Source organism: Hymenobacter metallicola (genome assembly GCF_004745645.1).
GTDB classification, from domain to species: domain Bacteria; phylum Bacteroidota; class Bacteroidia; order Cytophagales; family Hymenobacteraceae; genus Hymenobacter; species Hymenobacter metallicola.
This window is the reverse complement of record NZ_SRMB01000001.1, coordinates 1521684-1534084: the sequence shown is the minus strand read 5'-3', so window position 1 is coordinate 1534084 and position 12401 is coordinate 1521684. Positions and strand designations below refer to the sequence as shown.

Here is a 12401-nt window from a genome sequence, read left to right as displayed (position 1 = left end):
TTCGTGGTCAGGTGTATAGGTGTGGGGGTGTACTTAGATGCTTTCCTGCCTTCTTTGCATAGCTGACGGAAGTGCCTGGAGCCGCTACCTTTGGTACGCGGCTCCAGTGCTTTCTGACAACTGACAACCAATAACGAACAACTAGCTTCCATGCCCTTCACCTTCAGCGTCTACAGTAGCTTGCTGCTGCCGTTTTTCGTGCAGGGCCTAGTAGTAAGTGCGGTGCTGCTGGAGCGCCGCCGCCGCTACGGCAGCACGGCCGACAGTTGGCTGGCCCTGCTGCTGGTGCTGCACACCCTGCGACTGGCCCAGTGGATGCTGGGCTTCGCGGGCTGGTACGACTCGCACGACGCCTTTTCGACCTTCATGTTCTACTTCCCGTTCAGCAACTGGCTGGCGGTGGGGCCGGCGCTGTATTTCTATTTCCGCAGCCTGACCAACCAGGAGTTCCGGTTTGGGCGGCGGCACTGGTGGCACCTGGCGCCGGCCGTAGCCTACCTGGGTTTCCGGCTCGGCGTGTTTGTCTACGATATAGGGTGGTGGCACGGCCTGCGGGGCCAGCCGCTGCCAGCGCACTTCGGCACCAAAGGCCCGCTGGCCCAGCAGCTCGACGAAATGCCGCTGGAGTATGTTCTCGGCGTTGTTACCTACCTGCTACTCGGTGGCTATGCCCTGCGGACGCTGCGCGAGTACCGCGCTTACGCCCACTACCTCAACGACAACTTCTCCGACACCGACCAGATTCGATTCCGCTGGCTGCGCAACGTGTTGGTGGCCGTGCTGGTCGGTAGCGGCGTGACCTTGGTCTTTGGAATTATCAACAGCTTCGTAACTCCACTGAGCTATTATGAGGCCTGGTACGACTATTTCTTCACCGGCCTGCTGATTTATTACCTGAGCATAGCCGGCCTGCTGACGGGCCACCAGCTGGCCGGCCTGCGGTTTCAGCCTGCTGCCGAAAGCTTGCCGGAAGAACTGCTGCCGGAGCTCAAATCAGAACCGGCCGCCGAGTCAGGGCTGATTTCAGGGCCCGCTCTTCTGACCCACGGCGCGCCCCAACAAGCCGAACCAGCTACTGTTACCAGCGCATCCGTTGCTCCGGAAACCGATACCGAGCTGGCGCGCTGGACGACCCGCCTGCTGGCGCACATGGCAGCCGCCCAGCCGTATCTGGCGCCCGAGCTGACGCTTGGCGAACTGGCCGCCCAACTGCGTACCAACACTTCCTGGTTGTCGCGGGTAATAAATGCGGGCTGCGGCCAGAATTTCAACGACTTCATTAACGAGTACCGGGTGCGGGAGGCCGAAACTCGGCTGCAGGACCCGCGCTTCCGGCATTATACCCTGCTGGCCGTGGCCCTGGAAGCCGGGTTCAACTCGAAGTCGACCTTTAACCGTGTCTTTAAGAAGCTGCGCGGCATTACCCCGGGCGAAGTGGGGCGGCCGCAGTAGCGCAGTAGGGGGTGCCAAACTATGTATTGGGACGTCCCAAGCCGTAAATCGGGGCGTTTGGGGCCGATAAGGCAGGTTGTTTTGGAACATCGTTTCACCTCAACCCCCCCGACTATGCGTCTTTCTCTTATCCCGCGGCCCCTGCCGGTACTGGTTCTGCTCCTCGCCTTGAGTAGCGCTTTCTCCCTGTGCTGGGCCAGCCTCAACTCCGACTTATTTATTCAGCCCGGCAAACAATTCGTCCTGGGTGGCGGGCAGCCCGGGGCCTTTCGAGTAGCGGCTCGCAATGTGGGCAAGGTGGCCGTCGAGTTCAAGGAGCGGCCCCGCGGTGGTGGCATCTTCGGACGAGCCACCCTGCAGCCCGGGCAAGCCGCCACTCTGCGCTACATGGCCGGGTCTACCGCCGTGCTGCTCAATGGGTCGGCCCAAACTGCTAATGTGAAGCTGCGCGTCACCGGCGACACCAACCTGCGCATGAACTACGAGCCCAACGGCCAGCAGTAACTCATTAAGCTATCTTGGTATGAAAATGCTCCTGTTTGGTACGTCAGCCTTGCCCACGCGCGCCGCTGATACGGTTTGGCTTTTGTTGCGGGTCCATCTGGGTTTATCTATTGCTATTGGTGCCGGCTAGTCAAAATGGGTAGATTTATACACCACCGAGGGCGCTAAGCTCGCCGCCGCGGCCGTGGCTACTCCCACCTGGTTTGTGCAACAAGTAGCCGGCCTGGGCTTTACCTTTCCTTCGCCCTACTTCTGGGCTACGCTGGCTGTGTGGGGGGAGTTTTGGGGGCGGCCTGCTATTGGCGCTAGGGCTGCTAACCCGGCTGACCGCCCTGCAGCTAGCCTTCCAGTTTTTCGTGGTGGCCTTCCTCTGGTACGACACGCCCGAGCCCTTACTAGGGATGTATTACCAACAGCTTTTGTTCTGGGCCTTTCTTTTGGTAACAGCCATTGGGGGCGGCCGCTATTCCCTGGATTATGGTCTGGCCCGGTTTGCCCAGCACCGCGGCCTTGGATGGCCCCTGGCTACCACAGCCCTAACTACCAGGTTGGTCCTGGCCACTTGCTGCCCCGTATCGGCGCAGGGCCCGCCTCCGACACCGTAATGTGGGCCCACCTACAGCCCTTCACCCGCGCCCCCTGGCAGGGCACTCTGACCTACCTCGACTACCGCTCCCAGCAGCCCGTCACGCTCGTTACCAAGCTGAGCGGCCGCGAATCAGCTCCATTGGCCCTTATTCTTGACTTCACCTACCCGGAACCCAATGGCCAGCAGGTGCGAAGCTCCGAGAAGCTGCTGTTGACGGCCGACGGGCAGACGCTTACCTAGGACGCGTTGGTAGTGCGGGGACGGCAGAATATTGTCCTACCCAATCAAAGTCGGCAGTTGGTGATGGAGGCGCTGGGGCAAGATGACGGCAAAAACTGCCTGATTCGCAAAATTCTGGTGGTAAGTAATAAGCAACCCCCTGTTAAGAAAGAAGTTAAGTTTCAGGATGAAGAAACCCTTGTGACCAGTTTTGAATCAAAAGCAACAACCCCTTGCAGCAAAGGCTATGAGTTAGCCTGAGTTACTACGTGTAGTTGATATGGGTGTTATTTTTAGGGTGTGTATTCTAAAATTTTATTATTATCTGGCGTATAGACCTAAAAATTTATGGGGGTAGTCAAAGGAGCTGACGTAGCTTAGTAAAAATGGGTTGAAAAATTATAGGGTGTTTTATGTACAAGTTATTTTCATTCTTCTATATATTTGCATTCAGTATGATGAACCAAACCGCGAAATGCTTCTGCCTAAATATTCGTCCCGTGGTGGACGAAGTCGGGCCATTTTGCCGGTACGGAAGCTAGAAGCTCATGCTACTAACCCTCTGAAAATCGCAAAAGCCCGACTCCGCCCCAGGAGCCGGGCTTTTTTTATGCCTCTTGTCATGGTAACACAGCACTACGACCAGTACACCACCCAAGACCACCTGGTTTGGAAGGTATTGTTTGACCGCCAAACGGCTCTGCTGCACAAGCGCGCCGCCAAGGTGTTCGAGCAGGGCCTAAGCAAAGCTGGGCTGCACCGCTCGGCCTTGCCCCGGTTCGAGGAAGTAAGTAAGCGACTGCAGAAGGCCACGGGCTGGCAACTCGAGCCAGTCAACGGTATGCTCGACGATGCGACCTTCTTTGGGTTACTGGCCGAGCGGAAGTTTCCGGCCACGGTCTGGATTCGCTCCATGGCGCAGTTCGACTTTGTGCAGGAGCCCGATCTGTTCCACGGGGTCTTCGGCCACGTGCCCCTGCTGATGGACCAGGCCTTCGCCGATTTTCTGCACTTCTTGGGCCGGGTAGCCGCCCAGCACCTGCACGACCCCGTGGCCCTGACCCGCCTGGAGCGCCTGTATGGGTTCACGGTGCAGTTTGGCTTGGTGCTCGAAGATGGAGCTACCCGCATGTACGGAGCGGGCTTGTTGTCTTCTTCCGGTGAAATTCATCATTGCATTGCCGACGAGAGCAACCGTCGCGCTTTCGATCTGGCCACCGTGCTGCATACGCCCTATAGCGAGGCGCAACTGCAGGAACACTACTTCGTGCTCAACAGGTGGGACCAGCTGACGGAAAGCGTAGCCGAGTTGGCGGCTATCCTCTCGAGTGGCTGGGAATTGCAGCCGGTCTAGGGCTGGGCAGCTGGCTTCGTGTATCGGAGTTTGTAACTGCTATAAGAGCATAAAAAAGCCCGCCTACCACACTGGTAGGCGGGCTTTTTTTGTATAAGGGTTCTTAACGAATAACTACTTGATGGGTAGACACTTGCTGGCCATTCGTCAGGCGCAACGTGTAAACCCCCGAGCTCAGATCCTGGGTCGGCAGGCTGCCGTCTACGGCTCCCGCCTGGCTGGTGTACGCCTGCTGGCGTACGACCTGCCCCAGCGTGTTGTAAAGCTGGACATGCACTTTCTGCGCAGCCGAGGGTAATCCGCTGACCTGAATCTGCAACTGACCATTCGTTACCGGGTTGGGATAGAGGCTAACCGTTGCGGCGCCGAGCCCTTTCTGGCTGCCCAGCACCCGGTTTTGACCGAAGTGCAGCACAAATCGGGAGTTGAGTGTGGTATTAGCCGTCGGGGTGGTAAAGGAGTAGGAAGGCTGTTGACGCAGATCCTGCCAGGTGCCGGTTGCCTTGTCTTCCAAGAGCACGGGCGTTGCCGGGTCGAAGTTCAGCAACTGGCCGGCCGAGAACGTATACGTACCGGCTGTGCTAGTCGAAAGCGTAAGGGCTACGCTGCTGCCTTGACTGGTAAGCAGGGGCAAGCCATTGATAGCCAGTTTATCGGCGCCGGCCACGGTGCTAAGCTGGGCTGGGCCAGTGCCGGGCAGCTTGTAGGCGTCAAACTGGGCATCGGTCAGGGCTGTGGCGCCTTGTTGGAAGTACACGTACGCGGCATCCGCAGGCTGGCTCTGGCCGGGGGCCGTCACGTCGAGGCGCAGGAGGGGCCGGCTTTCGGCAGCAGGGCGGAAGAAAGCCGGATCCGCGTAGATAGTCAGGCGGGCGGCGTTGGTAAACTGCAGCGTCACGCTCGGAGCCGTAGCCCGCACGAAGAAGCCCTGCATGGCGGGAATGATGTTGCTCGGGCCGACGCCATTCACGTAGCTCACGTACGAGCCGGTGTAGTCGCCTGTGCTACGGAAGACGTAGGCAGCTCCGCTCATGCCGGTCGGAATAGTTACCAGATTCCAGTCGATGGGCGCGGGATAGGGGTTGCCCACGAAGTTCCAACCCGACTCGTTCTGGCTGCCCGCCGTGAGCGTACGCGAAATCGTACCGTTGTTCAGCGTGCCCACAAAGGTGATAGGCGAGGCGCCACCGGGAAAGGAATACGTGTTCAGTGTATAGCCTTTGCCTACCTCCAACGCATCAGCGGGCACCTGCCAGCCCTGGTCAAAGGAGTTGGGAGCCGTTACCCGGGCTTCGTTGTATTCGAAGATGTTGGGGAAGGGCGACACAGTACCCGGGTCAGCAGCCGTGTTGTAGGCCTCGTTGCGCACGGGCACAAAGCCGTTGTAGGCCAGGGTGCTGAATTTGGCGTTGCTCACGGGAGAAGAGTAATGCCGGTAACCCTGCCCCAGATTGAACAGCGGACTCACGCTGCGTTCCACCGTTACGGTACCATTTACGACGGCCGAAGGCGCGTTGTTGACAACCATGGCGGTGCCCGTGCTGCCCGACGACATGAGGCGGAGCGTCTGGCCGTTCGTAGCCAAGGAGCCGTTCAGGATCAGGCGCTGGGTAATCTTCAGTGGACCGGCTAGTTGGGCCCCAGCCGGGCCAATGTCGAGGGTAGCCGTGCGCGACTCGCTGGCGCCGCCGCCGGCAATGCGCTGTACGCTCGTGCCGCGGGTGCGCAGCAGGCCCTCACCGACCACTAGGCCGTTGAGGGTTACGCTACCCATCGTGGTCAGCGTGCCGGCGGCGGCCAGGGTGAGCGTAGCCCCTTCTTCCACCGTGAGGTTGCGGCCACTGGCGGCCGTGCTCAGGGTGGGGTAGCGGGTGGCCGCCTTGGGAATCAGGATGTTGACCGTGTCGCTGGGCAGCAGGTTATTGCTCCAGTTCTGGGCGTTGTCAAAAGCGGTGCTCACACTGCCATTCCACACCCCATTGGGCAAGTTGTTAGAAACCACGGCCGCGTAGCGGGCCAAGGCAAACATGGTGGAGCTGTTCGAGTTGTCAGTGATGCTTTTCTGGCGACTAACGCTACCACCAGCCACGATTTTACCATCGGCCTGAATTAGTACCGATCTAACCCCAGCAACAAAGTAGTTCGCGTTAGGAGTAGGGGTGGAAAAGTCCGTCGCGATGCTCTGGTCGAAGTTGCTGCCGAATGAGCTGTCCTTGGTGCCGTCCGTATTGATGCGCAGCAGCCCAAACCGGGTGCCGTTAAAGCCACCTACTACAATTTTGCCGTCGGCCTGTAAGGCTAGCTCACCATTGTTATACCCCCCGGCAACATGGTAAGGGCCATCGTATCGGGAAGCGTTGTCGTGTTGAAACGTAGCAACTCCGTTCACGCCAAACGAGGTGTCAAGGGCACCGGAAGGCAGGAACCGGCCGAAGGTGCCGTTAAAGTCGCCGTTCATGTTTACCACAAACTTGCCGGAGGGCAACAGCAGGATTTGGCTGCTCATTAGCCTGCAGTCGAGGCCCGTATACAGGCGCCCCGCCGTGCCAAAAGAATTGTCGGGGCTGCCGTCGGCCAACAAGCGAACGAAGGCTAGCTTCGACGCACTTTGTTGAAGAGTAGCCCGGGCTGAGACCAGCAGTTTGCCATCGGGCTGGATAGCTAGGCCGTAGCCATCCGTGTCATCATAACCAAACGTACTGATAACAAAAGCTGTGGTGTATTCCATATCCGGCGTACCGTCGCTGTTGTAGCGCTTCACCAACAGGTAGTTATAAACGCGCGTGCCGGTGACGGCCCGCTGGTAGCGGGTGCCCACTGCCACTATCTTGCCATCGGGCTGCAGTTGGGCCGTGCGGAACGTGCTGCTCGTCTCATTGGTAGCGGTGGGCCGCACCAGCAAGCCATTGGAGCCAAAGCCCGAGTCGATGGTCCCATCGGCATTGAAGCGCAGCAGGGCGCCCTGGGAGCCGGAAACCCCCACGGCCAGCAGCTTGCCGTCGGGCAGCAGCTGGAGCTGGTTCAGGGTGAAGGTGGTGCCGGGCCGCTGCGTGGCCAGATCGTAGCCAATTACGCCGTTGGTGCCGTAGGAGGTATCCACGGAGCCATCGGTGTTGTAGCGTACGGTTACCCACCCGCCCAGGCGGCTGCGACCCAGGGCAATAATTTTGCCGTCGGCCTGCGGGTAGATCTTGGTCAGGTTGTCGTTGGACGAAGGCGGGGTAAGCTCGGTGGTAACCTTGCCATCCGAGTCAAAGGAGGCGTCCAGCTCGAAGCGTTGGGCCTGCGCCGTGAAAATGGTACCCGTAGAGAGTAGCAGCCCGAGTGCAAAGGGCCAATAGTAATGATGTTGCATGCAGGGTAAAATAGGAGTGTGAGAAATAAAACGGCAAACTGTTCAGGTCCGGGCCTGACCGAGGTTCGTAACGGCACTTATAGACAGGAAGTTGACGAATCAGCATTCAACTTTTTCTGGGTTTGCTAAGCTCAGCAGTATTCTGGAAAAAATCGGTAGGTAGCACGTAAAAAAAGTGAGCGAATGTAGCTGGTAAAGCGTTTTTGCAAATGACCGTAAAGCCGCCCCCATAGGGCATGCTGATGAACCCGCGAAGTAGGAGGCCGTGGTCACCCAAAAGGTTGCATTCGTCGTTGGCGAAGTAAATCTAATTGAAAACGATATTAGAATAATGAAATTGTTACCAATGACTATATATGCTTGCCCGGGGCGCACTTATATGGCTAACCTTGGATCGGTGTAAGCTGGATACAGCAGAACTTCAAAACAAAAAGCTACCCTAGACAGGGTAGCTTTTCTGAGCAGAAGATCGGCAAGACGGCCTCCGGTCAGGCTACCCTTTCAACTTAAAGTTCTTGCGTAGGTACTCCACGGCCACGGCGTGAGCCTGAGCGGCAAACTCCTTGCTATACTTCGGATTAGAGGGGTTGGCAAAGGCATGGTCAGCATCATAGCTCTTGATGGTCACTTTTTTCTTCGCCGCGGCCATGTCTTTCTGAAACTGGGCCGCTACTTCAGGATTGATCCACTTGTCCTGGCTGGCAAAAATGGCCAGCACGTCGGTGTTCAGGGTTTTGAGCTTGGCCACGTTTTTCTCGGGCATGCCGTAGTACATCACACAGCCCACGGCCTTGGGGCCGGCCAGCAGGGCCGTCTGCAACGACCAGCCCCCGCCGAAGCACCAGCCAATAGACGATACCTTGGCCATAGGACCGGCGTAGAGCAGGGCGCCTTTGATAATGGCCTCGGCCCGCTCGGTTGTAACGCCTTGCATCAGCTTGCCGGCGTCCTCGGCCGTAGTGGCCACCTGCCCGTCGTAGAGGTCAAGGGCAATAACATTGACGCCTTTCAACTCGTTGGCGTAGGTAGCGGCTTCCTTTTTGATATAGTCGTTCAGGCCCCACCACTCGTGAATTACGAACAGGTACTTGTCGGAGCGTACGTTGCTCTTGATTTCGAAGGCTTTGGCGGTCTGGCCATCGGTGGTTTTGAACTCAATGATTTCCCCCTGACCCTCGTAGGTGTAGGGCAGGGGCGCGTCGTGGCCGCCGGAGAAATCTTCGTTGGTGGCCAGCATGGCAAAGGCTTCGGTGGCATTGGTGCCAGTCGTAGGCCGCGCGCAGCACGTAAGCTTAGCCGGGCTGGTGCCCACCTGAGCCGAGGCCACGGATGCTACGCTGAGCAAGGCAGCGCACAGGGTCCATAGTTTTTTCATGGAGCGGAACGGTAGAGAAAGTGTGGAGAATAAAAAACGACTTCCCGGCAGATGCAGGCCGAAAAGTCGTGTTGGGAGCTAAGAACTACGGAGTCGGCGAATGGTTTGGGTCTACCCAAAAGAGCCCGAGGCGGTGCGTACGGAGGCCCGCAGTTCGGTAAGCAAAGCATAGAGACCCACGTAAGTACGGTTCAGGTAGATAAAATGCGCTGAGCCCCGGGGCTCCCGCTGCTGGCGCAGCTCAGGCTGCTGCATCAGCTCGTCGCCGAGTTGGTATAACGCGGCCATGTACTGCGGGTCGCCGAAGTCGAAAGTCGGTTGGCGGAAGGGGCGGCCTACCAGTTCCAAAGAAGCCTGCATGGTTTGCAGGTAAAACGTCCGCCGAGACGGCGCATCTTCGGGGCGCAACACGCCGGCCTGGGTTAGCAAATCGGCCAAGCGGGCTTCGTCGGCCAGCGTTTCGGGTGTGAGCAGGGCCGTAAACAAGGCATACACATCGGCCGGAATTTCCTTGACGCAGCCAAAGTCCAGTACGCCCACCATGCCGCCGTGGTCGGCCCGCAGCAGGAAGTTGCCGGGGTGGGGGTCGGCGTGGACGCGGTGCAGGGTATGGAGTTGGAAGGCGTAGAAGTCCCACAGGGCCTGGCCGAGCTGGTTGCGCACCTCTTGGCTGGGGTTCGTCGCCAAAAATTCCTTAAGGTGCTCACCGGCCAGCCAGTCCATGGTCAGCACCCGGTTAGTCGACAGCGCGGGATAATAGCGCGGAAACTCCAGGTGCGGCACATGGGCACACTCGGCGGCTATTTCGGTGCCACGCTGCAACTCCAGCGCGTAGTTGGTTTCCTCCAGCAGCCGGGTTTCCACCTCTTCCAGATAAGGCCGCACCTGGGCTTCGTCGAGGCCCAACACCCGCAGGGCAATGGGCTTCACCAGCCGGATATCCGAGCGGATGCTGTCGGCCACGCCCGGGTATTGCACCTTTACGGCCAGCGTGAGGCCATCCTTGCGGGCCCGGTGCACCTGCCCGATGCTAGCCGCCTGCCGGGCATTGATGTCAAACTCGTCGAATACCTCAAAGGGTGAGCGGCCGAAAGCGTCGCGCAGCACCTTGGTTACCAGCGGCCCCGATAAGGGTGGGCTCTGGTACTGGGCTTGGGCAAACAGGTCGGAATAGGCCGTGGGGAGCATGTTTTTCTCCATGGCCAGCATCTGAGCCACCTTCAGCACCGAGCCTTTCATCTCGCTCAATGCCCCGTAGAGCTCAGCCGCGTTGGCCGCGTGCAGGTCCTCGGTTTCACTCGTGACGCCCGCTGCCCGCTTGGCGTAGTGTTTAACATAATTGGCTCCCACTTTCAGGCCGGTTTTAGCAAAGCGGGCAGCCCGGGCCACTTTCGTGGTGGGAAGGGAGGCCAGCTGCCGGGCATCGGGCGCGTCGGGTGTACCCGATTCGGGCATCACAGTGTCGTCACTCATCAGCGGCGGGTTACCAGAAAACGGGCCAGATCCAGGGCCGAGTCCAGGGTGTTGCGGCCTACCAAGTCGAAGCTCAGGGTCACGGCTTTTTCGATGGCCGCGTCGGTGCGCTCAAAGTTCAGGGAGTCATCTTTGGCGAAGAAGCCCAGCACGAACAGGGCCTGCTGCCAGAACAGGCGCGGGTACTGATCCTGCACCAAGGGCCGCACGGCTACTTCCTCGGTGCGCTTGCCTTCCTGCAGCAGGTCCTGCACGAATTGCTCGAAATCCTGGCGGAAGTCGTCGAGCACCCGTGGCGTCAGGCCGGGCATGCGGTGCAAGGAGCGGTGCAGCGAATTCAGGGCGTAGCTACGGTTCTGCTTCAGAATTTCCAGCAGAGTGTAATAAAACCCCAGCAGCTTTTCGCGGGCTCCGTACTGCTCCCACACCGGCTCAGTGGCCGCGCGCTGCCGGGCCTGGCGGGCAAAGTCGGCCCAGATTTCCCGGTCAATGGCGTCGAAATTGGCGTAGTAACGGTAGAAGTCGGCCTCTGGAATGCCCAGCTTGCTGGTGAGCTTGTACACCGATGCGGGCGGCGTGCCCTTGCGGAGCACATAGTCGAGGTAAGCCTGTTTGATGCGGTCCTTATCCATGTTCTTATAACCGGTTCCAAGCCGGTAAGTTGCTTTTGTCGAGGATTAATTGCCCGGTTTCAGGTGCCGCTACTCCTTGGCCTGATACGCCGCCCGAAACGTGGCAATAGCCCGCTCCCGGGCAAACTTATGCTCGACCATTGGCTTGGGATACTCGCAGGTGCCGAACTCGGGAACCCACTGCCAGACGTACGCAAACGTGGGGTCGTACTGCTCCTGCTGACTCTGGGGGCTGTAGACCCTGAACCAAGGGGCGGCCACGGCCCCGGTGCCGGCCATCCACTGCCAGTTGCCCACGTTCTGGGCCATGTCGTAGTCGAGCAGCTTGTCGGCAAAGTACCGGTCGCCCCAGCGCCAGTCGATGAGCAGGTGCTTGACCAGAAAGCCCGCCGCCGCAATTCGGGCGCGGTTGGGCATATAACCCGTCTGGTTCAGCTCCCGCATACCGGCGTCCACGAGCGGGTAGCCGGTGCGGCCCTCGCACCAGGCCTTAAATTCGTCTTCATTGTTGCGGTAGGGCACCTGGCGCAGGCGTGGGTCGTAGCTCTCGGTGGCCGTGTAGGGGAAGTGCCAGAGCAGCATCATGAAAAAGTCCCGCCAGATCAGTTCATTCAGCAGCTTGGGATTCAGGGCCCGGGCCTGCCGCATCAGCTCCCGCACGCTCAGCGTCCCGAAGCGCAGATGCACCGAGCGGCGGGTGCTGCTGTTCACCAGGCCGGGTTTGTCGCGGGTGTTGTGGTAGTTGCGCACCAGCTCCTCGGCCGGCAATTCGGCGGCGGGCACCTCTTGCTCCAGCCGCTCGAAGTTCATCTGTTCCAGCGTCGGGCGCGGTGCGGCCTTGGGCAGCTGGGTTAGATTGGCCGCGGTAAACAGCTCCCGGGAAGGGTAGGGGGCCAGGTGTTCGTCGCGCAAGGCCGCCAACCAGGCTTTGCTGTAGGCCCCAAACACCTTGGGCGGCGTCCCGGACTTGCTCAGGATTTCGTTTTTGGCAAAGATGACCTGGTCCTTATAGGCTCGCAACTCTGCCCCGGCCTGGTGCAGGAGCCCCGCTACGGCCGCGTCGCGCACCGTGGCATAGGGCTCGTAGTCCTCGTTGGTGTAGACGGCCGCTACTTCATATTGCTGCACGAGTTGAGCAAAAACCTCCAGCGGCTTGCCGTAAAATGCCAGAAACGTGCCGCCGGCTTGCTCGGTCTGCCGAGCCAGGCGCTCCACCTCGTCGTAAATAAAGGTCACGCGGGCGTCGCGGCGGCTGGGCAGCAAATCCAGGATTTCCCGGTCGTAGATAAAGAGCGGCACCACCGGATAGCCGCTTTGCAGGGCTGCCGCCAAGCCCGCATTATCGTGCTGCCGCAAGTCGCGCCGGTGCCAGAACAGAACAATTTTCATCTAGTTGTTAGTTGGTCGTTGTCCGTTGTTAGTTCGTTCTGCTGCCGGCTGCTGCTAGC

The 12401-nt window shown here is 59.3% G+C and carries 9 protein-coding genes; 4 read left to right on the top strand and 5 right to left on the bottom strand.

Features of this window, described 5'->3' with window-relative positions:
- Positions 1–150 precede the first annotated feature (150 nt).
- The 4 genes from E5K02_RS06525 (at position 151) to E5K02_RS06510 (ending at position 4118) form a co-directional block, all read left to right on the top strand.
- Positions 151–1452 carry a helix-turn-helix domain-containing protein gene (locus E5K02_RS06525; protein ID WP_135393230.1) on the top strand — a complete coding sequence of 434 codons (1302 nt, stop codon included), beginning with the start codon at positions 151–153 and terminating at the stop codon, positions 1450–1452.
- A 114-nt stretch (positions 1453–1566) separates the two neighbouring features.
- On the top strand, positions 1567–1956 hold the full coding sequence (locus E5K02_RS06520; RefSeq protein ID WP_135393228.1) for a hypothetical protein: 390 nt from the start codon (positions 1567–1569) through the stop codon (positions 1954–1956).
- A gap of 514 nt (positions 1957–2470) precedes the next feature.
- The gene (locus E5K02_RS06515) at positions 2471–2785 is read left to right on the top strand and encodes a hypothetical protein (RefSeq protein WP_135393226.1); all 315 of its coding nucleotides are present in this window, start codon (positions 2471–2473) and stop codon (positions 2783–2785) included.
- Between the two features lie 601 nt (positions 2786–3386).
- A complete protein-coding gene (locus E5K02_RS06510) occupies positions 3387–4118 on the top strand; it encodes a phenylalanine 4-monooxygenase (RefSeq protein WP_240737173.1) in 732 nt (243 codons plus the stop codon).
- Positions 4119–4221: 103 nt separating this feature from the next.
- On the opposite strand, the gene E5K02_RS06505 is transcribed toward E5K02_RS06510, so the two are convergent.
- The 5 genes from E5K02_RS06505 to E5K02_RS06485 form a co-directional block, all read right to left on the bottom strand.
- The gene (locus E5K02_RS06505) at positions 4222–7473 is read right to left on the bottom strand and encodes a T9SS type A sorting domain-containing protein (RefSeq protein ID WP_135393222.1); all 3252 of its coding nucleotides are present in this window, start codon (positions 7471–7473) and stop codon (positions 4222–4224) included.
- 493 nt (positions 7474–7966) lie between these two features.
- Positions 7967–8848 carry a dienelactone hydrolase family protein gene (locus E5K02_RS06500; protein WP_135393220.1) on the bottom strand — a complete coding sequence of 294 codons (882 nt, stop codon included), beginning with the start codon at positions 8846–8848 and terminating at the stop codon, positions 7967–7969.
- A gap of 111 nt (positions 8849–8959) precedes the next feature.
- On the bottom strand, positions 8960–10321 hold the full coding sequence (locus E5K02_RS06495; RefSeq protein WP_240737172.1) for an ABC1 kinase family protein: 1362 nt from the start codon (positions 10319–10321) through the stop codon (positions 8960–8962).
- Positions 10321–10953 carry a TetR/AcrR family transcriptional regulator gene (locus E5K02_RS06490; RefSeq protein WP_135393218.1) on the bottom strand — a complete coding sequence of 211 codons (633 nt, stop codon included), beginning with the start codon at positions 10951–10953 and terminating at the stop codon, positions 10321–10323. The genes E5K02_RS06495 and E5K02_RS06490 overlap by 1 nt, the downstream gene beginning before the upstream one ends.
- A 69-nt stretch (positions 10954–11022) precedes the next feature.
- On the bottom strand, positions 11023–12342 hold the full coding sequence (locus tag E5K02_RS06485; protein ID WP_135393216.1) for a cryptochrome/photolyase family protein: 1320 nt from the start codon (positions 12340–12342) through the stop codon (positions 11023–11025).
- Positions 12343–12401: the final 59 nt, after the last annotated feature.